This is a genomic window from Psychrobacter sp. DM8 (assembly GCF_051307025.1).
Lineage (GTDB): Bacteria > Pseudomonadota > Gammaproteobacteria > Pseudomonadales > Moraxellaceae > Psychrobacter.
The window spans coordinates 1,892,714-1,917,605 of record NZ_CP195538.1 but is presented as its reverse complement, the minus strand read 5'-3'; the positions used below and the strand labels follow the sequence as shown (position 1 = coordinate 1,917,605).

General features: G+C 44.8%; 17 protein-coding genes and 2 tRNA genes. 7 read left to right on the top strand and 12 right to left on the bottom strand.

What is annotated here, in order from left to right; all coding sequences use genetic code 11:
- Positions 1-3: 3 nt before the first annotated feature.
- Positions 4-1,695, bottom strand: a complete 1,692-nt coding sequence (locus ACR64J_RS08110; RefSeq protein WP_435949206.1) for a hypothetical protein — start codon at positions 1,693-1,695, stop codon at positions 4-6.
- A 164-nt stretch (positions 1,696-1,859) separates the two neighbouring features.
- A complete protein-coding gene (gene dnaQ / locus ACR64J_RS08105; protein ID WP_435949205.1) occupies positions 1,860-3,347 on the bottom strand; it encodes a DNA polymerase III subunit epsilon in 1,488 nt (495 codons plus the stop codon).
- Between the two features lie 264 nt (positions 3,348-3,611).
- On the opposite strand from dnaQ, the gene ACR64J_RS08100 reads away from it, so the two are divergent.
- Together ACR64J_RS08100 and ACR64J_RS08095 are read left to right on the top strand one after the other, a co-directional pair.
- On the top strand, positions 3,612-4,166 hold the full coding sequence (locus ACR64J_RS08100) for a hypothetical protein (RefSeq protein WP_435949204.1): 555 nt from the start codon (positions 3,612-3,614) through the stop codon (positions 4,164-4,166).
- A gap of 59 nt (positions 4,167-4,225) precedes the next feature.
- Positions 4,226-4,525, top strand: coding sequence for a hypothetical protein (locus tag ACR64J_RS08095; protein ID WP_317198475.1), 300 nt, complete (start codon positions 4,226-4,228; stop codon positions 4,523-4,525).
- Between the two features lie 113 nt (positions 4,526-4,638).
- Here the strand turns inward: ACR64J_RS08095 and ACR64J_RS08090 are convergent, their stop codons facing one another.
- Positions 4,639-5,100, bottom strand: a complete 462-nt coding sequence (locus tag ACR64J_RS08090) for a YkvA family protein (protein WP_435949203.1) — start codon at positions 5,098-5,100, stop codon at positions 4,639-4,641.
- A gap of 577 nt (positions 5,101-5,677) precedes the next feature.
- On the opposite strand from ACR64J_RS08090, the gene ACR64J_RS08085 reads away from it, so the two are divergent.
- The 5 genes from ACR64J_RS08085 to ACR64J_RS08065 all read left to right on the top strand — a co-directional run bounded on the left by ACR64J_RS08085 (position 5,678) and on the right by ACR64J_RS08065 (position 14,783).
- Positions 5,678-6,874, top strand: a complete 1,197-nt coding sequence (locus ACR64J_RS08085) for an LD-carboxypeptidase (RefSeq protein WP_435949202.1) — start codon at positions 5,678-5,680, stop codon at positions 6,872-6,874.
- Between the two features lie 157 nt (positions 6,875-7,031).
- A complete protein-coding gene (locus ACR64J_RS08080; protein WP_435949201.1) occupies positions 7,032-8,621 on the top strand; it encodes a type I restriction-modification system subunit M in 1,590 nt (529 codons plus the stop codon).
- The gene (locus tag ACR64J_RS08075; protein WP_435949200.1) at positions 8,611-9,969 is read left to right on the top strand and encodes a restriction endonuclease subunit S; all 1,359 of its coding nucleotides are present in this window, start codon (positions 8,611-8,613) and stop codon (positions 9,967-9,969) included. The genes ACR64J_RS08080 and ACR64J_RS08075 overlap by 11 nt, the downstream gene beginning before the upstream one ends.
- A gap of 868 nt (positions 9,970-10,837) precedes the next feature.
- Entirely contained in the window at positions 10,838-11,287 is a 450-nt protein-coding gene (locus tag ACR64J_RS08070) for an REP-associated tyrosine transposase (protein ID WP_435949199.1), read from the top strand.
- 298 nt (positions 11,288-11,585) lie between these two features.
- Positions 11,586-14,783 (top strand): type I restriction endonuclease subunit R, encoded by a 3,198-nt coding sequence (locus ACR64J_RS08065; protein WP_435949198.1) that lies wholly within the window; start codon positions 11,586-11,588, stop codon positions 14,781-14,783.
- 275 nt (positions 14,784-15,058) lie between these two features.
- Here the strand turns inward: ACR64J_RS08065 and ACR64J_RS08060 are convergent.
- The 9 genes from ACR64J_RS08060 to metG form a co-directional block, all read right to left on the bottom strand.
- A tRNA-Leu gene (locus tag ACR64J_RS08060) sits at positions 15,059-15,145 on the bottom strand.
- 136 nt (positions 15,146-15,281) lie between these two features.
- Positions 15,282-15,355 (bottom strand) — tRNA-Cys (locus ACR64J_RS08055).
- Positions 15,356-15,494: 139 nt separating this feature from the next.
- A complete protein-coding gene (locus tag ACR64J_RS08050) occupies positions 15,495-15,683 on the bottom strand; it encodes a putative transporter small subunit (RefSeq protein WP_435949197.1) in 189 nt (62 codons plus the stop codon).
- Between the two features lie 24 nt (positions 15,684-15,707).
- Positions 15,708-17,357, bottom strand: coding sequence for a sodium:solute symporter family protein (locus ACR64J_RS08045; protein ID WP_435951056.1), 1,650 nt, complete (start codon positions 17,355-17,357; stop codon positions 15,708-15,710).
- 564 nt (positions 17,358-17,921) lie between these two features.
- Positions 17,922-18,716: an ABC transporter ATP-binding protein gene (locus tag ACR64J_RS08040; protein ID WP_317200385.1), complete on the bottom strand. Its 795-nt coding sequence runs from the start codon at positions 18,714-18,716 to the stop codon at positions 17,922-17,924.
- 83 nt (positions 18,717-18,799) lie between these two features.
- Positions 18,800-19,699, bottom strand: a complete 900-nt coding sequence (locus ACR64J_RS08035) for an ABC transporter permease (protein ID WP_435949196.1) — start codon at positions 19,697-19,699, stop codon at positions 18,800-18,802.
- Positions 19,700-19,940: 241 nt separating this feature from the next.
- Positions 19,941-20,969: an ABC transporter substrate-binding protein gene (locus ACR64J_RS08030; protein ID WP_317200383.1), complete on the bottom strand. Its 1,029-nt coding sequence runs from the start codon at positions 20,967-20,969 to the stop codon at positions 19,941-19,943.
- A 78-nt stretch (positions 20,970-21,047) separates the two neighbouring features.
- Positions 21,048-22,076 (bottom strand): ABC transporter substrate-binding protein, encoded by a 1,029-nt coding sequence (locus ACR64J_RS08025; RefSeq protein ID WP_435949195.1) that lies wholly within the window; start codon positions 22,074-22,076, stop codon positions 21,048-21,050.
- Positions 22,077-22,521: 445 nt separating this feature from the next.
- Positions 22,522-24,612, bottom strand: a complete 2,091-nt coding sequence (gene metG / locus ACR64J_RS08020; protein ID WP_435949194.1) for a methionine--tRNA ligase — start codon at positions 24,610-24,612, stop codon at positions 22,522-22,524.
- Positions 24,613-24,892: the final 280 nt, after the last annotated feature.

The window sequence follows — 24,892 nt, the reverse complement described above, 5'->3', positions numbered from 1 at the left end:
ACATCACGCAGCGAGCAATTGACTCAAACTATACTGACCCACATCAAGAGCTTGCTTATTTTGTGGTCTGTTATGCTCAAATCCATCGAGATGATAGTCTACGGCCATAATCACATCAGCAATATGGGCAAGCGTTTGATCCTCTATCGCTACTCCCTGCGCTATACGATCCTGTAAATAAATGACCAATTGATTGAGCATACTAGCAGAGGCGGGCAGCTGCAAAAAACGGACCGCACCAGCGACTTGTTTTAAAGACGTCGGCAGGGTCTCAATAATGGACATCTCGCGCGCGTTGTCTGCTAAGTAATCTGTAATCGATTGCTCAGCACTAGCGATACTACGGCGACTCTCTTGAACCAGAGTATTGTAAGCAGAGTTGAGCTGATGCAAAGAGATACGAGGATTATTCAAAGGCAGATACACCGCTCCAGGTGTGTGCATCTCAGCCATCGCTATCATAGCGTTCTCAGCCTGCACTAGCGCTAATAATAGATGATCAAAATCCTTGGAATCAGGGTTTTGCCAGTTTGCAGTCGCTGCTGCGGCCTCATCTAAACTATTCGCTGCATCCGATAAACCAAGCAAACGTAGCGCTGAGCTCAAAGCGCGCAGATCATCGGTAATTTGCGTGGTCGTTACCTGGTGCGATGGGAGAGTGGCGGTTAGGTTGGCACGCGCATAGTCATCGACTTGTTTTTTGATAGCATTGATTTGATCTTGGATAATACTATTGAGACTATCAACCAGCGCGCGATTGGGACCGAATAAGAACTTGCGCATTTGCTCAAGTTGCGGCTCTTGAAGTCGGTTGCGCGCGTATTGTATGCGCAGCGCTTCTACTTTAGCGTTATCGCGCTTACAGGCAAAACTGACCAAATCAGCAAACCGCTTATCCATCGCCGGCAGGTAGCCATAAAACTGCTGCTCTAGATAAATAAGCGTATGTTTTTGATCCAAACTCAAAGGCATAATAGCCGCAAGATCAGTGACCGCGGCCGAGGCGGCTTGCCAAAATAAGCTATCGGTATGAGCGGCGATCAAATCGCATGCATCACTCATAGCGTTAAGCTTTTGCTCATCTTCTGGCGTCAATTGACCTGCTTGATGTAATAAAGCCACACCAAGACCGCTACGATAAGCATAGGTCAAAAGCTCGCTGTCGAGATTTAGAGTATCTAATACCTGAAAGTTTTGTTCAGGATTGGCGATAGTGACGCTACTATTTCCAAAGGCACTAAAGTAGTCAGACGCTATGGGATCAGCGCCGCTGTGGGCACGCAACTTGTTGATAATAGGTAATAATAACGTAGGCTCTACCGTCTCTGTTAATAGTACAAATTCAACATAACGATCAAGTGTCATGATGGCCTCTGATAAGTCCATAATGAGTGCGGTATCGTTTTGCTCGGTGTTATCATGGATCCGCTGCAATCCCTGCGCGATAGCAGCGCTAAGGACTTGTCCACCTGCCAAAGAGATCAGCTCAAAGACGCAAGACAATTGCTCAAGCGCTTCCACGGAGTCTAGCAATAACGGCGCTTGCTCATGATGATCGTTAAACTCAGTTAAATGCCTCTCAACCTGAGTCAATGTGGCAATAATCTCATCATATAACAGATGCAGAGATGGCAGATTAAAATTGGTCACACTTAAGCTTGGGGCGAGTAGTTTTATTTGCTCAGACTGGCTCATAATTTTTATTCCGTGTAGTGCCGATAGCAAGAGAGGGTAGACAAGGCTGCCATAAATGAGTTCTACAATAATGCAAATCAAGCTTTGTGTCTATGAGCATCCGCTCAGCAGCTTATCATTACATCTGTCTGTGATAGGTGCAAGCTGTTATCTTTTTGGGGCGTTTATTGCGATATCTGAGCTTTTATTTCAGGATGTTTATCTGCCAAAGAGGCAAACCAGTGCTGATTGGCATCCTCATCTAAGCTTGATGCTAATAGCAAGGATGCCAATTCAGAAAAATTAGCATGCCCCGCTTGACCGCCATCTGTCTGGATGTCCTCTTCAATAGCGAGCGTAACCTGACCCCCGGTCATCGCTAGATAGACTTCGGCTAGGATTTCAGAATCTAGCAGTGCCCCGTGAAAGGTACGGTCTTGCTTACCGACATTTAAGCGACGTACGAGTGCATCTAGAGTGTTTTTTTGTCCAGGGTATTGCTGCTTTGCCATTAATAGAGAGTCAGTCACTTGTACGCGCTCGGCAAAGTCTGATAAGCCTACTTTGGCAAATTCCATATTCAAAAAGTTCATATCGAACGAAGCGTTGTGAGCGATAATCTCAGCACCATCCATAAAGTCATAAAGATCTTTTGCGACTTGATCAAAGGTGGGTTTGTCGGTCAAAAACGCCTCTGAGATACCATGAATACGGATAACCTCTTCATCCATACCGCGCTGCGGGTTGATATAGACGTGAAGTTTTTCACCCGTAAACTTGCGCGCCACCATCTCAACAATACCGACCTCAATAATACGGTCGCCACCCAATGCCTCAAGCCCTGTGGTCTCTGTATCCATGATGAGCTGGCGATCAGTCTCATGACGATGGATGGGCTTTGGAAGCAAAGGACGAAAGTGTGGATTGGCGCGGCTGGTATCGCCATCAAACTTGGGAGCTGCGCTGTCAGTTGTAGGCATATCGCCGGCTTGATTATCAGGGTTTGTCATATTAGTACTCGTAGTAGCAGTAGTATTTGGCTGAGTATTAGGCAAGTCTGGCTCTTGTGCGTTTAACTCATCCATCATATTAAAACCTAAAGGATCAAAATCGATCCAGTCGTCATCAGGCATTATTTGCGCTTTTTTTTTATCTATATCAGGTTCTGATAACTGGCGAGGCGGCTCATGACTAGAGGTGACACCGAGGTTTGCCAGCTCGTCCGCCTTCTCGTTACCCGCGTGACCGGCATGACCCTTGACCCAGTGCCAAGCGACCTTACGGTTCTGACAATGCTCATCTAGCAATTGCCACAAATCTTGGTTGGCAACAGGCTTTTTGCTTGCCGTTTTCCAGCCTCGCTTTTTCCAGCCCTCAATCCACTGTGTTATGCCTTTTTGAACATAACTAGAGTCCGTCCAAATCTCAATTTTTTGCGCCTTTGGACTGTGCTCAAGTGCCTTGATCGTGCCCATAAGCTCCATACGATTATTGGTCGTCGCATCAGCGCCGCCATATAAATCCTGCGTACGTCCATCGCTAAATATAAGGTGCGCGCCCCAGCCCCCAGCGCCAGGATTACCTTTACAAGCGCCGTCAGTGTAGGCAACTGTAGTATCTAGTTTGGCATCTAAAGGGTTAGGAGCGACTGATAAAGATGGATTGTCTGACATAAAAACTCAATGAATTAAGATAAAAATAGAGGATTGCGTAGGGTCTTAGACGCAGATAAAAAACCAGTATCGAGCGTATTTTAGCAAATAATAGCTGTGAGATTTATGCCTTTGATTATAGCAAATACGTCATCGATAGGGGCGACTGTCAGCAATAAACTCCTAAAACCACATATCACAACAAAACCAGATTTATTTTTTTGCTAAAATTATCGCAAACGCGCATTGCATCGCTTCTACCTTATTATTTAGGAAAACCCTAGCATGTCATTACTTCAAACCGTTAGACGTCACCGATTAGCAGCATGTAAAGTTGTCTTGGTTGTGAGTAGTGCCTTAGTATTTATAGGCTGTAGCAACGACGACACCATGGCGGATAGCGTAGTAGCTACCGCGGCACCTAACTTGTCTATATTTGACGGCTGCTATACGGTCAGCCATGATGAGCCTGCTCAAATAAAGGTGAGCGAGATTGATGGGATGCGCGTGATGCAAATGAAAGAGCCTGCCAGTAGCGGGCGAGTTTGGGATGATCCTGAGCCTTTAGAGGTGCTCGATAACAGTGAAATACCGACTTATTTCTCTATTGACCCTGACAATGTCGATGCCCTCATCGCGCGTCCTGATAGAGTGCTGGTACTCGCCCATGTCAAGCCTGTCTATGCTAATATCGACCCGCTACTTGACAGCGAATATCTATCCTACATCTACCGCGGCGCTAATACCATCTACCGCGTCGAGTGCGATGATATCAATACCGATATTTTGGCTAATCCGCACGCCGATATCGTCATTGATAATGTGAACGAAAGCATTTGATATCGCTTGATAGAATAGGTAAATCTTGTCAATCAAAAACGATTAATTGAGTTAAAAATATGAATTTTTTGGGTTATGTGGTGTTGGGCGGCCTATCTTATGCAGCAGGCTGGGCGGTTCGACTTTATTTGCTTGACAAAAACCCTGAGCAGCCTTATCACCTAAAACATCCAGCGATTTTGGGTTATCTGGCTGGCTTCTTTATCGTTATGCTAATTGTATCGTGGATGCTGGGGCGCTATATCCTTGGGCATGTCGCTCTTGATCTGCCTTTTATTATAGTCAACAGTCTCGTTGCCACCTTTGTCTACTCATTTGGTCTTAATCCAGAAAAAGCCAATTATGACGTTCCAGACTAGGACAAGTTTGAGACGATTAGCGCGATTAAGCGAGTAAATAAAAACACGGTTAATGAGTCTCTCATTGACCATGTTTTTGCTACAAGTACTACCTGATAGCTATGGTGAGCGAGTTATTTTGACTCTTTAGCGGATTTCTTCTTGTCCTTGTTTTTATTCTGCGCCTTTTCATCCGTAGTCTCTGATGGTTTGTCACCGTCTTTGGCTGCTGTCTGCTCATCTTTCCAAGTTTTGTACTTTAGCAGATCCTTTTCCATCAGCTTGAGACAAAACTTGAGTACCAGTGCATCATCGATCTGACCGATAAACGGTATAAAGTCTGGAATGATATCGATAGGGTTTAGGACATAGAGTAGGCCAACCACTGCTGCTGATATGGTCTTGTAGGGAATGTCGCGATAATTACCTTGATAGTAGTCTTTTACTAGGCTTAGCAAAAGGAGCAAATCCTTGGCGTAACGCTCAAGACCGCGACCATTCTCAAGTTGATCATTTAATTTATCTTCTTTACCTAAGATAAGCTTCATATTGTCGATGAGGTTTTTATTGTCTTTGTCTTTTTCTTTGTCAGCCATTTTTATATCCTTAATTTTGGTCGTTAGTTATTGTATGTCAGGCGCTCCTTACTATAGCAAGAGTCGTGAGTGCATCCAAATAAGACTATGAGTGACTGTGTATCGTTTTGTTGTGATAAATTAAATGTGGCAACTGATTCTACCGCTTTGAGCTGCGTTATAATGCGAGGTCAAAAATAAAGACTGAGCGCGCGTTACGCTTTTGTAAAAGACGTTCTTAGTATCTATTTAGATAACTAAGGCGTGTTGAACATTCAACCATGGCACTGCTGATCGCTGCTAGTTTATCAAAGCTGTGTTCCAGACACGGCGCAAGTCAAAGATAATGTCTAGACCTTAGCTAGACTTGCAACACACTGCTTATATAGAGCTGGGGGGCAATTTTAGCATCAGCCTGAAAGGACAGGACTCTTTTTTGCCGCTCCTTTGATAAAAATAGACGCTTAGAATGACTAAACTTACTATTTTTATCTTGCTTCTAATTTAAGAGCAGCGACTAAAAAATAGTCTCTGTCAGTGCGTATTTGTGAATGTTCAATACGCCCTAGCATCAGTCAAATTACTAAAAGGTATATCAATGGTTACTATCTTATCAAGACTAAACCGTCGCCAGTTCTTACAGCGTTTAGGCGCAGGTGCAAGCATTGGTATGCTGGCAAAGCCAAGTGTAGCAAGCACACTAGCGCTTGATGGTTTTGATAGTAGTCCGCTAACCAAGGATGATTTACCTAGTACGGTTACCCATAATACTATATCAGTAGCGCCGCCTACTTGTATTACGCCTACTATCGAGACGCGACTATTTGCCAGCTCCAACGTCGGCGGTAGTGATGAGCGCAATGCATTGGGACTCCAGCGTTTGGCTTGCGCTGGGTTTAGAGTGGACAATCCTAGTATCGTTAGCCGCCAGTATTTGCGTTTTGCTGGTACGGACTCGCAGCGAGCCGGCGACTTACAGAACATCGCTACAGGGGCGATAGCCGCGCCCAAATTGCTCCTTGGCGTGCGCGGCGGCTACGGGGCCATGCGCATGCTACCTATGATCGACTGGGCGACATTAGGACGTATCATGACAGAGCGCGGTACGATACTAGCAGGCTTTAGCGATGTGACTGCCATTCAGTGCGCACTACTGGCACAAGGCGCTATGAGCTCGCTTGCCGCGCCTATGCTCTATAGCGAGTTTGGCAAAATAACGCCAGATCAAGTCAGCTGCCGTCAGTTCGCCCAAGCACTTAGCGATCCAAATCTGAGCATAGAGATCAATAGTGCGGCGCTCACTGGCGACAATTTGCCTGCCATTTTGGCAACCAATGATAGTCAGGCGATGACAGGTACGATATGGGGCGGTAATCTGAGTGTGGTGTCATCGCTAGCAGGTAGCGCGTATCTGCCGCGTATCGATGGCGGTATTGTGTTCTTAGAGGACGTCGGCGAGCAGCCTTATCGCATTGAGCGTATGCTCTATGATTTGTACCTAGCAGGTGTGTTCAAGGATCAGCAGGCGATTGTCTTTGGCTCACTTACAGGGACTGGCGAGGATAGCTACGATAAGCGCTATGACGTCGCCACAGTAGTGCGTCAGCTGCACAAGCTCACAGGTCTGCCTATCTATAGTGGTATGACCTTTGGACATATCGCGCAAAAACATAGCTTTCCATTGGGAGCGAATTGTACTATTCGCCCAAATACAGTTGGCGGCTATCAACTTAGGTTCTCAGATTATCCCACTATTGAGGCTGGTGCTGTTAATGTTGAAGGGCTGTGGGCTTAGCAGGTCTACAGCCAAACCCCAAAAATAAGTTGGTAGATAAACTTGCTTAAAAGTACAATCTCGCTAAAATTGTTAGCACATAATAAATCCCTTTCTTGCATGGCTAATCACGCGCTTGTTGCGTGATTAAGTATCAAAACACAGAGAACTAAAAAACATGGCTAAAACACCAGTAAACAAAAAAGATAAAACAGACAAGGGTAATTTTGAAGAAGCGCTTTGGGATGCTGCCAACAAATTGCGCGGTAGCGTCGAATCCTCAGAGTATAAGCATATCGTCTTAAGCCTAATTTTCTTAAAGTTCATCAGTGATACTTTCGAGCAGCAGCGCCAAACCCTCATTGATACAGGCTTTGAGAAGCATATCGACATGGTGCAAGCCTATACCAAAGACAACGTGTTTTATTTACCAGAGGAGAGCCGTTGGCAGTTCATCCAGCAAAACGCCAAGCAAGAAGACATCGCGCTGAAAATCGACACGGCGCTTAGTACGATAGAGAAGACCAATCCCTCGCTCAAAGGTGCATTGCCTGACAACTACTTTTCGCGTTTAGGTCTAACCGCCAGTAAGCTTGCCGCGCTGATCGATGTGGTCAATAACATCGACACCATCGGTAATCCAGAAGAGGACACCGTCGGGCGTGTCTATGAGTATTTCTTAGGGAAGTTTGCCGCCACTGAAGGCAAAGGTGGCGGTGAGTTCTATACGCCCAAATCCGTGGTCAATCTCATTGCAGAAATGCTAGAGCCATACCAAGGCAAAATCTACGATCCGTGCTGCGGCTCGGGCGGTATGTTCGTGCAGTCCATCAAGTTCATCGAGAGTCACCACGGCAATACCAGAGATGTGTCTATCTATGGGCAGGAATACACCAGCACAACGTACAAACTCGCTAAGATGAACCTTGCCATTCGCGGTATCGCAAGCAACTTGGGCGATGTGGCGGCCGATACGTTCTTTAAAGATCAGCACGAAGAGCTAAAAGCCGACTTTATCATGGCCAATCCGCCTTTTAACCAAAAGGACTGGCGCGCGCCTGATGAGCTGGTCGATGATCCGCGCTGGGCAGGCTATCCAACACCGCCGACCGGCAATGCCAACTACGCTTGGATATTGCACATGATATCTAAATTATCTGAGCACGGTACGGCAGGGTTTGTGCTGGCAAACGGTTCGATGTCGACCACCACTAGCGGTGAGGGCGAGATACGCGAGCAAATTATCAAAAACGATCTCATCGATTGTATGATTGCGCTACCCGGGCAGCTGTTCTACACCACGCAGATTCCGGTGTGCTTATGGTTCATCAGTAAAGATAAAGCGGCGACATCTGCCAAAGCGCAGGCGCAAGGGCTACGTAATCGTACGGGCGAGACGCTATTCATCGATGCGCGTAATATCGGTAGCATGGTTGATCGCACCCATAAAGAATTTACCAACGATGATATTGAGACCATTGCCAATACTTATCATACATGGCGCGGTGAAGCAGAAGCAGGCGGTTATGAAGCCTATAGCGATGAAGCAGGCTACTGTAAATCGGCAACGCTGGACGATATCAAAGCCAATGATTATGTGCTGACCCCAGGGCGTTATGTAGGGGCTGCAGCAATCGAGGATGATGGCATACCGTTTGAAACGAAGATGTTAGAACTCAGCCAAACGCTATATGCACAGATGCAAGAGTCACAAAAACTAGATGCAACCATTTGTCAGAATTTGGAGGGTTTGGGTTATGGCGAGTGATTGGGAGAAAACGACGCTAGATGAAGTTTGTATTAAAATAACCGATGGTGCTCACAAAAGCCCAAAGTCCGTTGACTCTGGAAAGCCAATGGCATCTGTAAAAGATTTAGAGTTCTATGGTCTGAATCTTGAAACTGCGCGTCACATATCAGAAGAAGATTATGATGACCTAGTTAAGCAAGGTTGTAAGCCAGAACTAGGTGATGTATTAATCGCGAAAGATGGCAATAGCGCATTAGACACAGTATGTACTTTTGAAAAAGATGCTGAAGTTGTACTTTTATCCTCGGTTGCAATACTAAGACCTAATCCTGAGAAAATTAACTCAAGATTTCTCAAATATTATTTCTTATCCTCTCGAACTATAGAATATTTAAAAAGAAATTTTATATCTGGTGCTGCTATTCCTCGTGTAGTTTTAAGAGATTTTAAGAAAGCTGAAATATCACTCCCTTTTATACCCGAACAAAAAACCATTGCCCACGTTTTAGGTACGCTTGATGATAAAATCGAACTTAACCGCCAAATGAATGAAACGCTAGAAGCGATGGCGCAGGCGTTGTTTAAAAGCTGGTTTGTTGATTTTGATCCTGTGATTGATAACGCGCTTGCGGCTGGTAACGCTATTCCTGATGAATTTATAGAACGTAGCGATCAGCGTAAAGGCATTAAGAAAAAAGGAAATTCAGATATCAACCATTTATTCCCTAATGAGTTTGAGTTTACTGAGGAAATGGGTTGGATTCCGAAGGGGTGGTCGGTTAGGAGTATAAAAGACATTGGAAGGGTAGTTACTGGGAAAACACCATCTAAAAAAATCGATAATGCCTACAATGAAGATGGAACGCCATTTATTACACCGACAGATATTGATGATCTACCCTTTATTATTAATACGAATCGCTATCTGTCAGAAAATGGTGTAAATGCAGTTAAGAATTCAAGAATAAGTGCTGGTTCAATTTGTGTAACTTGTATAGGAAGCCAAATGGGAAAAACAACTATTTCACCGTCTGCTTCAGTAACTAATCAACAAATTAACTCTATAACAAACTGTAATGAGTTTTGGCGTAATTATCTTTTCTTTAATTTACGTAGAAGAAGAGAAGAAATATTCCATCTAGGAAGTAGCGGATCAACAATGCCTATTCTTAACAAATCGAATTTTGAAGCTTTACCAATTCTCTGCCCTAATGAGAAGCTCCTAATTTCATTGGATTCACACTTTCAAAGTACTATAGACATCATTTTAGAAAACACTAAACAAAATCAAACCCTCGCCAAACTCCGCGATACCCTTTTACCTAAGTTAATGTCGGGCGAGTTGCGTATTTCTGATACATTGTAGGGTGCTTTTTAAGCACCATTGGCGAGATTATGAACCACAAACGGTGCTTGGAAAGCACCCTACGTGTGATTCAATTTTAATATGGTTTGGTAAGGTGTCGTTCCACGCACTATTGGCGAAGTTTTGAATGATGAACGTTGCTTGGAAAGCACCCTACGTGTGATTCAGGTTTAATATGGTTTGGTAAAGTGTCGTTCCACGCACCATTGGCGAAATTATGAACCACAAACGGTGCTTAAAAAGCACCCTACGCGTGATTCAATTTTAATATGGTTTGGTAAGGTGTCGTTCCACGCACCATTGGCAGGATTTACAAACACAAATGGTGCTTGGAAAGCACCCTACGTGTGATTCAGGTTTAATATGGTTTGGTAAGGTGTCGTTCCACGCACTATTGGCAAAATTATGAACCACAAACGGTGCTTGGAAAGCACCCTACGTGTGATTCAATTTTAATATGGTTTGGTAAGGTGTCGTTCCACGCACTATTGGCGAAGTTTTGAATGATGAACGTTGCTTGGAAAGCACCCTACGTGTGATTCAAGTTAAAGATGATTTTGTAAAGTGTCGTTCCACGCACTATTGGCGAGATTTTGAATCACAAACGGTGCTTGGAAAGCACCCTACGTGTGATTCAGGTTTAAGATGGTTCTGTAGGGTGTCGTTCCACGCACCATTGGCGAGGTTTTCGAATTATAAACGGTGCTTGGAAAGCACCCTACGCCCGATTCAGGTTTAAGATGGTTCTGTAGGGTGTCGTTTCACGCACCACTAAAGTCTAACAAATAAACGGTGCTTAAAAAGCACCTTACGCAAGATTTGAGTTTATGAATGTTTTAAATGTAAATTCTAAATAGGTTATAAAATAGTGCCACAATATATACGCTCATACACTAAAGGCGCGACCTACTTTTTTACATTGGTTGCGTATGAAAGACGGCCAATATTTTGTAAAGATGACTTTTTGAAAGCCTTTAAAGCAAGTATAAAAACAGTTCAGCAGCAATATCCTTTTGAAATTTTGGCATGGGTACAGTTGCCTGATCATTTACATTGTATTTGGCAGATGACAGACGAGGATACTAACTATAGTCAATGCTGGTCACGTATAAAGCGCCTTACAACAAGGGCTTGCCCGCAATATCATCTGGCATCAGATGACTTAAGTACTTCAAAGGTTAATAGAAACGAGAAGGGATTGTGGCAGCGCCGCTTTTATGAACATCAAATTCATAGCGAAGAGGATTTTATAAATCATATGAATTATTTGCACTACAATCCTGTCAAACATGGATTAGTCAAAAAGGTTGCTGATTAGCCATATTCTAGCTTTCATCGTCATGTAAAAAAGGGCAACTATCCAGCCGATTGGGGAGCAAAAATCATTGAATTACCAGAAAAATTTGCTAATAATTTAGAGTAAGATGTTTTTGTAGGGCAATTTATCACAAAAAAATATTAGTAAATTGAACATTCTTGTAGGGTGCGTTCAACGAACCATCCATAAGATTTCAAACTTTAAACGGTGCTTAGAAAGCACCCTACATGTGATTCAGGTTTAAGATGGTTTTATAGAGTTTCGTTTCACGCACCAAAATATTAAAAAGGACATCCTATTGAAATTCACCGAAGATCGGCTAGAACAAGCCATTATCGAGCTACTAGCAGCCGAGGGCTATCCGCACAGCGTAGGCGCGGCACTTAGTCTTGAGACTGGCCGTAATCCTGATGACGTGCTCATCAAGTCCGATCTTCGTGCGTTTCTAGCGACCCGTTATCAAGCCGACTCAATCACTGACTATGAGATTGACGCCATCATCCATAAGCTCGACTACCTGCCTGCATCCGATCTGTACGACACCAATAAAGCCGTTATGAAATGGATCGCTGATGGATTTTTACTCAAGCGCGAAGACCATACCCAAAAAGACTTATACATCCAGCTGATCGATTATCAGGCACTCGATAACAACCGCTTTCGCATCGTCAGCCAAATGGCGATACAAGGCTTTGAGACTCGTATTCCCGACGCCATTCTCTATATCAATGGCTTACCACTGGTGGTGTTTGAGTTTAAGAGCAGTATTCGTGAAGACGCCACTTTGTCTAATGCTTACGATCAGCTGAACAGCCGTTATAAGCGCGATATCCCAGAGCTGTTTAAATATAACGCGCTATGCGTGATTAGCGATGGGGTCAACTCAAAGATGGGTTCCTTCTTTGCGCCTTACGAGTTCTACTACTCTTGGCGTAAAGTCACGGGCGATGAGAAGTTAGAGAAAGACGGTATCCATTCCCTTTTGACCATGATCAGCGGCTTATTTGATAAAGCGCGCCTGCTCGATGTCATTCGCAACTTTATCTATGTACCTGACACCTCTAGCAAGGACGACAAAATCGTTTGTCGTTATCCGCAGTATTATGCGACCACCAAACTGTTTGATAATATTAAGCGCCATATGAAAGTGCTAGATGCAAACGGCAAGGTTGATGAGAGCGATGCTGTACGTGATGGCAAGGGCGGGACGTACTTTGGCGCGACGGGCTGTGGTAAGAGCTACACTATGCTATTTCTCACGCGTTTGCTGATGAAAGACGCGGCGCTGGGTAGCCCAACTATTATCTTAATCACAGACCGCACCGACTTAGATGACCAGTTATCCAAAACCTTTACCAATGCCAAAACCTATATCGGCGATGAGAACATCACCAGTGTCGAGAGTCGTGCTGAGCTACGAGAGAAGCTAAAAGATCGCAAGAGTGGTGGCGTGTTCCTCACCACTATTCATAAGTTCACCGAAGACTTAGCTCTACTCACAGAGCGAACCAACGTTATCTGTATCTCAGATGAAGCGCACCGTAGTCAAATCAATCTCCAGCAAAAAATCACCGTGAGTGAGGATGGCGTAAAGAAGTCTTACGGCTTTGCCAAATACTTACATGACTCATTGCCCAATGCCACTTACGTTGGCTTCACAGGCACACCGATTGACGCCACCCTAGATGTCTTCGGCCCAGTCATCGACAGCTACACCATGGTCGAGTCGGTATTTGATGAGATCACCGTGCGTATCGTCTATGAAGGTCGCGCCGCCAAAGTGCTACTTGATAGCAAACAGCTTGATGAAGTCGAAAAATACTATACCCATAGCGTAGAGTCGGGCGCAAATGAGTATCAGGTCGACAAGAGCAAAAAAGCCATGGCGAGTATGTCGACCATCTTGGGTGATCCTGACCGCATCAGAGCTATCGCCGAGGACTTTGTGCAGCATTATGAAGCACGAGTAAGCGAGGGCACCACCCAAAAGGGCAAGGCGATGTTCGTCTGTAGTAGCCGAGTGGCCGCCTATCAGCTCTATAAAGACATCATAGCGCTGCGTCCTGAATGGGATGAGGTGCGAGCATGCGAGGAAGGCTCAATCTTATCAGAGAGCGAGAAGAAAAAGGTCAAACCCATGGAGCGAGTCAAGATGATTATGACACGTAGCAAAGACGATCCAAAAGACTTGTGGGACAAACTAGGCAATAAAGACTACCGCAAAGAGCTGGATCGTCAGTTTAAAAACGGCAAGTCTAACTTCAAAATCTCCATCGTCGTCGATATGTGGCTCACAGGCTTTGACGTACCCTTTCTCGATACCATCTACATTGATAAACCGCTGCAAAAGCACAGCCTGATTCAGACCATCTCACGGGTCAACCGTAAGTTTGAAGGCAAAGAGAGCGGCTTAGTCGTTGATTATATCGGTATCAAAAAGCAGATGAACCTGGCACTCTCGCATTACACTGGCGGTCAGGTACAAAACCTCGAGGACATCCAAAAGTCAGTGGTGGTGGTCAAAGATCACTTGAGCTTGCTTGATACCGTCTATCATAAATTTGACTCTTATTCTTATTTCAACGGCACGCCACTAGAGCAGCTTAACTGCTTAAACGCAGCAGCTGACTTTGCCCTGCAATCTAAAAAGCTAGAAAAACGCTTTATGGATTTAGCCCGTCGCCTAAAGTCTGCCTATGACATTTGCGTGGGTAGTGAGGCGCTCACAAAGGCGCACAAGGACAAGATTCATTACTACCTAGCTATACGTACCATCATCTTCAAAATCACCACTGGCGGCGCACCTGATACCGAACAGATGAATCAAAAGGTGCGTGATCTGGTGAAAGACGCGCTGATGAGTGATGGGGTAGAAGAGATCTTTAAGCTGGGTGGTGATGGTACAGACGGCGCGATTGACATCTTCGATGAAGATTATCTAGCCAAGCTTGAGGCGATCAAGCAGCCTAATACCAAGCTTGAGCTACTACAACAGCTACTGGCAAAAGCTATTGTTGAGCTGAAAAAAACCAACAAGGTAAAGGGCGTTGATTTTAGTAAACAGATGAATGCTTTGATCGAAAAATATAACGACCGTGATGAGCAAGATGTGCTACAACCAAAGGTGATTAGCGACTTCTCCGATGAGATTATAAAAATGTATAACGAGCTGCGCGCAGAGATGGCGTCCTTTGGCGAGATGGGTATCAACTTTGAAGAAAAAGCCTTTTATGACATTCTGCTATCACTGGCGCATAAGTATGACTTTACCTATCCAGAAGATAAGCTGGTGGCGCTGTCAAAAGAGGTAAAAAAGCTCATCGATGAGAAGGCTAAATACACCGATTGGAACAAGCGTGATGACATCAAAGCGGAGCTACAGTTTGACTTGATGGTATTGCTCGACGCGTGGGGCTATCCCCCTGTGGATTCAAAAGAGGTCTATAAAGAGATATTCGAGCAGGCTGAGAACTTTAAGAAGCATAAAGTGGTTTAGACAGAGCAGATATGTTTTTGATTTAATCGCCTCTTAATATAGTCGATCCACTATAAAATAAATACAGTGCTACTGAGATGAATTTTATGCAGCATCTGGAGTGACGGAGTCGCACAGCAAGCAAAGAAAATTTATACCAGTAGCACGCCGTAAAAGCTGCACTCTTTTTATTTAGGACTCACTATATGACGTTTAAACCGAACATTTTGATAGCTTACACATAAAAAAAACACCGCAAATCATAACGATTTGCGGTGTTTTTAGTACTGCTATAATGGTACCCGGAGCCGGACTTGAACCGGCACGCTATTGCTAGCGAGGGATTTTAAATCCCTTGTGTCTACCAATTTCACCACCCGGGCAAAACTTGTATTATCTAATACGTCAATCAGTTGATAGACCCTCTGATGACTAGATAAGTGCTCGCTATTATAAGCCGTTATATTAAGAATGCAAGCCAAAATTAACGCAAATCTTATAAACAGTGAGCAAAATAAATGGAGGCTGGGGTCGGAATCGAACCGGCGTCTACGGATTTGCAATCCGCTGCATAACCACTGTGCTACCCAGCCAAGGGTCACTATATTAGCAAAACTAATTTAAATTACAAGCTATTTTTTGGCTAAAGGCCTGTTATTTGTCAATCACCTGTGAGTAACTGTTTAATAACGACCTACTATTAAAGCAGCGCCTAGCGTTTGACTAGACTCGTTAGATAATATCTTTGTTATTGCGCTGAGCTTTTTTGATATCACGATAGGTTGCAGTGCATATAAGTACTAGTACCCCGAGTGTTATCGCAGGCCAGATCAAAATATAAAGTCCATAGATAAAAGTGCTATCCATACTGTCTTCTCCTGTTTGCTGATGAATAACGGCTATGACATAAATGACTAGCATTCATACTATAACCGTCATTTTGTATTAAATCTTTGGTACTGGCTGCACTTTGGCTTTTTTATCATAATCACCAACGCGCTGTTTGATGAGATCAAAGTCAAAACGCTCATTACTCATCAAGCTAATGATGATACAAACAACAGCGCTGACACCATAAGCCGTTAAAGAGGCGAGTAGTACCATATAATCACGCAAAAACCCTGTTGCAAATATCAGCATCAAGATAAAAGTGACGGCAGCGGCGACGAGGCCCATCTTGCGACCTAAGAAGCCAAAAACCATCAATCCAATAACGACAGCTGCACCGACGCTTGCCATAACTTCGAAGAATAGAGCGGTAAATCCAGTAATAGAGACCAGCTCAAAACGGGCAATACAGAAGAATAACAGTGCTACTAGTACCGCGGCAGTAAAGGCAGTATTGGTGACGCGATTCCAGTACACGCTAGCGATAACAGGGAATACAACCGCGCCCCATAGTGCGCCGACAAATACGAGCATGACTAAAATATCAAGCTTAAAGCTTGCAAATATCAGTCCTGCTGCCGTCGCGACAATCATCGTGCCACGACCGACGAGCATCATCGTTTTAGGTTTCACGCCGCCTTTTTTGGCGATGTTTTTACCATAGACATCAGCCATCATAATAGTCGATAGCGCCGACAAATCAGAATCCGCAGTCGAGGATAACGACCCTATGACCAAGATAAAGAACAAGGCAATAAAGACTGGATGCAAGTACATACTGACCATTTGCGGAATCAAGTTGTTCATATTGCCATCGAGAGGCTCGACACCGATAGTGAGTGCCATAAGACCTATCATACCTAGGCCAATAACGATACCTGCGTAGCCGACAGTAGCGGTAACAAAGGTCGCTTTGATCTTGGTTTTGTCAATCGCAAACAGGCGCTGAGTAATCGTCTGATTACCGATAGCATAAGCCAAGACAGCAACGAAAAAAGGTGCGCCCTGTTGCAAAAAGGCTTCAGAGGAAAAGAAGTCTTGCTGCTCTAAAGTCAAATTAGATAAACCACTTACCATAACCTCAGGGCCGCCCATAGAGAACAAGACGGCTGGAATAATGACCACACCGATCGCCATCAAGGCAACTAATTGCGCAAAGTCAGTAAAGACTGAAGCGCGAAATCCAGAGGTTAAGGTATAACTGAGTACGCCCACGCCTGCGATGATTACCCCAGTTTGAAACGACAATGGCGATAATACAGATACTAGCGCACCTGCGGCGGTAAAGTTGACCATCAAGCTAATTAAGCTGCCCATAATGTTGGATATGGCTAAAATTAATTGGCTTGATGAGCCATGACGGGCGTGAATAAGCTCGCCTAACGTGTGACCGTTGGGCGCAAGTTCACGAAAGCGCATACCAAAGGGGTAGATGAACAAAATCATCAGTGCGCCCCAAAATCCGTAATGTATGGGACCTGATACGCCGTATTTATAGCCAGATGTGGCCGCTGCATAAAATGACGCCGCCCAGATCCAAGTGGCGGTCATGCTGGCTGCGCCCATACCGAATCCAACGCCGTGACCTGCGACCATAAAGCCGGAGGTTGATTCTTTGTCTTTTTTAATGAGTAAAGATAATAAATAAGTACCACCATAAAACGCCAGCAGTAACAAAATGACGGTCAACGATGAGAATTGAAACAATGACTCAGTTTTCAAACTTATACCTCGCAATTGTTAGGATAAAATAGTAGTTATTACATATGCAAAATCACATTATTTACAAAGCTTACAAAGCTTACAAAGCTAAAGAGCCCACAAATTACTGCTTATAGTAAGACCTATAGCCCTAGTTATCTGTAATACGCAAAATGATAGAGACTACTCTATATAGGCGTCTATTTATGAATAAAGCATAAGCTATAGAGAGCAGATATAGAGTAGCGGTTAAGCGGCCTGTACCATATGACTTTCAGGGAAGAATGGCTTTGTAGAGCAGATATGAGCTAACAGAACATAAGTATTTAACTTAGAGGCTCTATACGTATTGGTAAGCAAAGCAGATGATAAACTTGCGATATGTTTTAGCTATGTTAAATGTTTGTAACTCATTTGCGTCACAAGAGTAACCTATTGACCGATGAACCTCAAATTAAATGACTGTAGAGTCATATTTGTAATAGAGGTTGTGGACACAAAAAACCCGCAAAGATTTTTAATCCTTGAGGGTTTTAGAGTGATGTTTAGGGTAGCTAATGAGCTGCGGTGTTAACTCAAGATTAGGCTATCATCATCAACCTTTTCGCCGCGCGTTTGCTCAAACATATCGAGTAAATCATGAACCGTCATGCCGCGACGAATATCGCCAGCCACATCGAGTACGACTTGACCTTGGTGTAGCATAACCGTACGCGTGCCATGTGCTAAGGCTTGCTGCATAGAGTGGGTGACCATCATTGTCGTCAGATTATTGTCAGTGACGATCTTGTCTGTGAGCTCTAAAACAAAAGCGGCAGTCTTAGGATCAAGGGCTGCGGTGTGCTCATCAAGCAAAAGGATTTTGGAGGGTTGCAAGGATGCCATAAGCAAGCTGACTGCCTGACGCTGACCTCCTGAGAGCAGACCCATACGATCGGTCAAACGATTCTCTAAACCAAGCTTTAGCACCGATAACTTTTCACGAAATAGATCGCGATTATTTGGGTTAAGAGCAAAACTCAAACCACGTTTGCCGCCGCGCTTATAAGCGAGCGCCATGTTCTCTTCAATCGTCAATGCCTCACACGTGCCTGCCATCGGATCTTGAAAGACGCGAGCGACCCAATGCGCGCGCTCATGTGCACTTTTTTTGGTAACATCGATACCATTTAACAAGATAGAGCCGCTATCGACGCGAGTGGTACCGCTAACGGCGTTCAAAAACGTCGATTTACCCGCGCCATTCGTACCGATAACAGTGACAAACTCGCCATCTGCAATATTTAGATCAATACCGCGTAGTGCTGGGTTTTCGATAGGGGTGCCTGGATTAAAGGTCAAGCGTAAATCATTTGCTTGCATCATAATCGTGATTCCTTATGTTTGCTGATCACGCATCTTGTAGGGCGTATTGGATAATCAAACATGTCTAATAATATAAGCGAGCGTTAAACTTTTAGCTTACGCGACAAAAGCTGAGTTTTGGCCTTAGGTAGTACCAGCGCCAATACCACGAGTAGAGCAGTAATCAGGTTGAGATCCTGCGGACCAAAGCCGATACTCCGTAGCGTGTCACTTGATAAAGCGACTTGAATAAATAGCTTATAAAGTACTGCACCGACGATAACGGCAAAGGTAATGAGCCAAATACGCTTAGCAGGGATTATTGTCTCACCAATGATAACCGCAGCTAGGCCGATAACGATAGTACCGATACCGATAGAGATATCAGCGACGCCTTGCGTCTGCACAAATAGCGCACCTGCTAGGGCAATTAAGCCATTAGAGATTGCCATACCGATGATGGTCATCCATGAGGTATTGATGCCTTGCGCTTGCGCCATACGCAGGTTTGAGCCTGTTGCGCGCATCGATAGACCAGACTCAGTACTATAGAACCAGTCCAAAAACAATTTGGCGACCAAAACCACTGCACCAATGATTAAACAGCGCATCCAAAAGCCATTGTCATTAGTCACAAGTGAGCTAAATACCGTCGTCTCACCTAAGAGCGGTAGGTTCGGCGCGCCCATAATACGCAAGTTGACTGAGTATAGTGCAACCATAACCAAGATACTGGCGAGCAATTGCAAGATACCAAGCTTGACGTGTAGCCAGGCGGTGACGATACCAGCAACCGATCCTGCGAGCATACCAAAAGCGCAGGCAATCCAAGGATTGATACCGGCGACGATGGAGATACCGGCGACAGCGCCACCAAGCGGAAAGCTACCGTCAGCGGTCAAATCAGGAAAATCAAGCGTACGAAACGAGATGAGTACACCTAGGGCGACTAAGCCGTAGATAAGACCACTCTCAAGCGCACCGAAAAAGGCAATTAAGGACATAAGAAATCAATAAGTCAAAAGCGCTGCAAGTCACAACGACTAGGCGGTGAATGAAACAGATTTAATAACCTGCAAGAAAGGACTTGGTATTATAAAACAGGTAGCATTTTAAGATAAGTATCATTTAAACGTCAGTATCTCAAACCTTAAAAAAGCGCATTGAGCGCTTAAAAAACAACCCAGCGAGTTCCAATCTTGACTGGCTTAGCTGGGTTGTTTGCACTCTTATTATCTAAAAATACTATTCTACCACTTCTTTAGCATTATCAATAACCGCTTGTGGCAAAGTTACGCCTTGTTCCTCAGCATTTTTTGGACTGACGTACAAATCAAGCTTTTGCGGAGTGTAAACAGGGATATCACCTGCGCTCTCGCCATTTAAGATACGGCTAACGATTTTGCCCGTCTCACGACCCAAGCTATAGTAATCAACGCCAAGAGCTGCAATTGCGCCGCGCTCAACAGAGCTAGTATCAGAGGCAATAAGTGGGATTTTGCTCTCTCTTGCAACTTGATACAGCGACTCATAGGCGGAGACGACATTGTTGTCCGTTGACGTATAGATCATATCAACGCGGCCTTCTAAGCTACGAGCTGCCATGGCAATATCGTTGCTACGCGCAGCAGGCGCTTCTTGTACCGAGATGCCCATAGGCGCAAGCTTCTCTTTTAGATTCTTTAAGATGATCGTTGAATTGACCTCACCTGGGCTATACACATAACCGACGTTTTTAAGACCTGGGATGATCTGACGCATCAAGTCAATTTGCGGCTCATAAGGAAGCGCATCTGAGCCACCTGTAACGTTAGTGCCTGAACCATCAAGACTAGTAACAAGCTTGGCTTCAACAGGGTCGGTTACTGCTGAGAACACTAGCGGAATACTGCTGGTCGCGGCTGCCACTGACTGCGCTGATGGCGTACCAATAGCGACGATGACGTCTGACTCATCAGCGACGAACTGTTTGGCAATCTGACCTGCAGTTGCCGTATTGCCCTGCGCACTTTGGAAGTTGACGTTTAAGTTCTCGCCTTCGGTAAAGCCTTGTTCAGCCAACTCATCGATCACCCCTTTACGGACATCATCAAGGGCAGGATGCTCTACGATTGCGGTAATTGAGACCGTCTTGGTCGGTAGCGTCGTATCACCGCCCGCTGCGCCGTCGATAGTCTCAGGATCATCGGTTGGTGCTTGATTACAGCCGGTCAAAATAGCAGTACATAGACCGCCTAGCATAAAAGCTTTACGAAAACGATTGGGGTTAAACATAAGTCTTACTCCTAAAAATAAAAGGGTATCCATACAAGGTGTTGAGTTTTAACGGTTTTAAACATGAAAGCGATGCGATCACTCGTCAGTGTTTGGTGTTTGAGTATCGACGTTGATAGCCTCTTTGAGTAGCGCAGCTGGTATACTCACGCCTTGCGCCTTGGCATGTTTGGGACTGACATACAAGGTTAGCTCGTTCATGACCTCAGGTGTGATACTGCTAGTGGCTTCACCATTTAATACGCGATATACCATCTTGCCTGTAGTACGGCCAAAGTCATAATCGTTAACGCCCAGCGCTGCTGTAGCGCCGCGTCCAACACTGAATTCATCAGAGGCGATCACAGGTATTTTGAGCTCATTGGCAGCGTTTGCCATCGCCTCAAATGCCGAGACGACATTATTATCGAGCGAGGTATAAATAATATCAACACGGCCACCCAAGCTGCGCGTCGCCATAGCGACATCAGTAGGACGGTTAGCAGTGACTTCTAATATATCAAGCCCGCGTGCAGGTGCTGCTTCTTTGAGCTGCTTTAGGACGCCAACTGAGTTAGCCTCACCTGGACTATAGACATAACCTATGGTCTTGGCATCAGGGGCAATCTGCTGAATGAGATCAAGCTGCGGCTCGATAGGCAGCTGGCTTGATAACCCTGTGACATTGTCTTGCATAGGTACATTGTTAGCATCAATGAGCTTAGCGCCTAGGGGATCAGATATTGCCGTATAAATGATAGGAATGCTGGTCGTCGATGCAACCACAGACTGTGCTGATGGGGTAGAGATAGCTACGATGGCATCTGGCAGATCGCCTGCAAACTGCTTAGCAATTTGTCCAGCGGTAGCAAGATTGCCCTGCGCACTTTGAAAGTTGACGTTTAGATTTTTGCCTTCGGTATAACCTTGCTCTGCCAGCTCATCTAATATACCGCGCCGGATCTCATCAAGTGAGGGATGCTCAACGATTTGGGTTATAGCTAGGCTTTTGGTCTCTATACTATCTTCAGTTGCATTGGTGTCTGCCGTATTAGAGCAACCGATCAAGCCCAGCGCGCCAATAGTAGCAGCATATAGATTGAGACGTAGAGTCGTGGCAAAAGTCATAATAGAAGAACTCTTTTATTAAGTGAGGGGCATATCAGTGCTGATGGTATTGTAACCTTTGCTATATTATGACAGCAAGGTTACCTTGTGCAATAAGAAGCGCAATAAAAAGTACACTATCTAAGCCAAAAGGCTCAATCAAAAACACGCCAAAGGCTACGAAATAGCCAAGCAATGACATAAAAAGGTATCTCTACTATATCTATAAAGAAAAACCAATCCCATGCATCCCAGTCAACATGACGCTGTCGACGCGATGTGGGTTTGATGTCTGATGTAAACCAAAAAAGCAGTATACTAATGAGCGCGCAGCCAATAGCTATCCATAATGCGGTTATATCACTAGTCATGTACCAATAAATGATAAGTCCAAATGCCGTATAGATAAGAATATCAGCTAGCAGCCTAAGCAATATCATAAGACGCCCCAGGAACCGCAGCTTACTTAAGCAAGGGTGTCACCAACGACGCACTCATCAGGTAAAGTCACAACGGTCAGTCCCGTTTTTGGATCGCCTGTTGATAGTACCATGCCCTCTGATACACCGAATTTCATCTTACGCGGGGCAAGATTGGTCACGCAAATTACCTTTTTGCCCGTTAATTGCTCAGGCTCATAAAACTTACGGATACCACTAAACACATTACGCGGCTTGTCTTCACCAACGTCTAAGGTAAATTGCAATAACTTGTCCGCGCCCTCGACGTGACTACACTCAACCACGTGCGCGACCCTCATCTCAACCTTAGCAAAGTCTTCGATACCGATGTAGTCATCAGCAGTATCTTCAGTTTGTTCAGTATTTTTCTTATCGGCTACTGCTTTAGTGTCATTACTAACTGCTGGCGCGTCTGTTTGTGTAAGTGACGCTTTTGAGTCTTCAACCATCGCCGCCACGTCTTTTTCTTCGATACGCTGCATAAGCGGTTTAAACTTATTGATCTTGTGGCCTAGCAGCCACTGATTACGACTGGCGAAGCTTAAATCATCAATATTTAAGAACGCTTTGGCATTGCCCGTAAGCTCAGGCAGTACAGGCGCAAGATAAACCATCAGTTGGCGGAAAATATTAATCGCCACCGAGCAGACGTCTTGTACTTCTTGCTCAGTGCCCTCGATCTTAGCAAGCGACCAGGGCTTCTTGTCATCAATATACTCATTGGCCTTGTCCGCGCATTGCATAATTAGGCGCATGGCTCGCGCAAACTCACGATTCTCATAAGCGGCGGCAATCTCATCGCCCGTCTTGGTGATATCTTCTAGTAGCGTTGACTCTACGCAAGTATCAGACAGCATACCGTCATACTTTTTGACCAAGAATCCTGCACTGCGACTGGCAATATTGACCACTTTACCGACTAAGTCAGAATTAACCTTTTGCATAAAGTCTTCTAAATCAAGGTTAATGTCCTCGACTTTATCAGAGAGTTTACTCGCAAAGTAATAACGTAAGTACTCAGGATGCAAGTGCTCAGCGTAGGTTTCAGCCTTGATAAAGGTGCCGCGTGATTTACTCATCTTCTCGCCATTGACCATCAAAAAGCCGTGCGCGAAGACACCCGTTGGCGTACGGAATTCACTACCTGCGAGCATAGCGGGCCAAAACAGCGCATGGAAATAGACGATATCTTTACCGATGAAGTGATAAACCTCGGTTTTGTGCTCATTCTCTTGCATCCAGTAGCGATCAAAGTCCAGCTCGTTATCGCCGCCTTTGCGCTTATCACACAAGTTTTGAAAACTTGCCATGTAGCCCACGGGCGCATCTAGCCAGACATAAAAGTATTTGTCTGGCTCATCACTTGGGGTATCAGGAATTTTGAAGCCAAAGTAGGGCGCATCACGCGAGATGTCCCAGCTGGCAAGACCGGCATCAAACCACTCTTGGAGTTTGTTGGCAACGGAGACTTGCAAGCGATTGTCACTGCGTGTCCAGTCTTTTAAAAACTGCTCAAACCCTGGCAAATCAAAGAAGTAGTGCTTTGAGGTTTTGAGTACAGGCGTCGCATCTGATAACGTCGAATAAGGGTTGATCAGATCTGTCGCATCATAGGTGGTGCCGCAGACTTCGCAGTTATCGCCGTATTGATCCATCGCACCGCATTCAGGGCATTGACCTTTGACAAAACGATCGGCTAAGAACAGCTGTTTTTCGGGGTCAAATAATTGCTCGACGTCGCGGGTACTGATATGTCCTGCGCTATTAAGACGACGATAAATCAGCTCTGAGAAGTGCTTGTTTTCTTCTGAATGAGTGGTGTGATAATTATCAAAATCAATCAAAAATTTTGCAAAGTCCGCTTCGTGCGAGGCTTTGACTGAGGCGATTTGCTCCTCTGGCGTAATACCGTTAGACTCAGCTTTGAGCATGATAGCGGTGCCGTGAGCATCATCGGCGCAGACATAAGTGACCTGATGGCCCTGCGCTTTCATCGCCCGTACCCAAATGTCGGTTTGAATGTATTCTACAAGATGGCCTAAATGGATGTAGCCATTGGCATAAGGTAAGGCACTGGTTACTAAAATCTCACGCACGTTTATCACCTATATTTTTATCTAAAAAGGGTAGTGGTCAATCGCTCTAGGCATCATTGCCATTATCAACAAAGAGGAGTGCAAAGAACGGGACGCACCAAAATAAAAAATTGTGCCTATGATACCGTAATTTAGCCAAAGTTGTGATAGTGCTTAGTAATAAACCTATGCATTGATGCGATCCGTGTAGCACATACTCATTTAATCAGTTTAAAAGTCAAAACCAAAAAGCCCACTAAGCAAGTGCTAAGTGGGCTTTAAATTATATTAAACCGTTTTA

Bases quoted from the DNA above. Each gene is read 5' to 3' on its own strand.
- ACR64J_RS08100 (WP_435949204.1), top strand. From the start codon at position 3,612: ATGTCATTACTTCAAACCGTTAGACGTCACCGATTAGCAGCATGTAAA.
- dnaQ (WP_435949205.1), bottom strand. From the start codon at position 3,347: ATGTCAGACAATCCATCTTTATCAGTCGCTCCTAACCCTTTAGATGCC.
- ACR64J_RS08080 (WP_435949201.1), top strand. From the start codon at position 7,032: ATGGCTAAAACACCAGTAAACAAAAAAGATAAAACAGACAAGGGTAAT.
- ACR64J_RS08035 (WP_435949196.1), bottom strand. From the start codon at position 19,699: ATGTCCTTAATTGCCTTTTTCGGTGCGCTTGAGAGTGGTCTTATCTAC.
- ACR64J_RS08075 (WP_435949200.1), top strand. From the start codon at position 8,611: ATGGCGAGTGATTGGGAGAAAACGACGCTAGATGAAGTTTGTATTAAA.
- ACR64J_RS08030 (WP_317200383.1), bottom strand. From the start codon at position 20,969: ATGTTTAACCCCAATCGTTTTCGTAAAGCTTTTATGCTAGGCGGTCTA.
- ACR64J_RS08095 (WP_317198475.1), top strand. From the start codon at position 4,226: ATGAATTTTTTGGGTTATGTGGTGTTGGGCGGCCTATCTTATGCAGCA.
- ACR64J_RS08050 (WP_435949197.1), bottom strand. From the start codon at position 15,683: ATGCTAGTCATTTATGTCATAGCCGTTATTCATCAGCAAACAGGAGAA.
- ACR64J_RS08090 (WP_435949203.1), bottom strand. From the start codon at position 5,100: ATGGCTGACAAAGAAAAAGACAAAGACAATAAAAACCTCATCGACAAT.
- ACR64J_RS08025 (WP_435949195.1), bottom strand. From the start codon at position 22,076: ATGACTTTTGCCACGACTCTACGTCTCAATCTATATGCTGCTACTATT.
- ACR64J_RS08110 (WP_435949206.1), bottom strand. From the start codon at position 1,695: ATGAGCCAGTCTGAGCAAATAAAACTACTCGCCCCAAGCTTAAGTGTG.
- ACR64J_RS08085 (WP_435949202.1), top strand. From the start codon at position 5,678: ATGGTTACTATCTTATCAAGACTAAACCGTCGCCAGTTCTTACAGCGT.
- ACR64J_RS08040 (WP_317200385.1), bottom strand. From the start codon at position 18,716: ATGATGCAAGCAAATGATTTACGCTTGACCTTTAATCCAGGCACCCCT.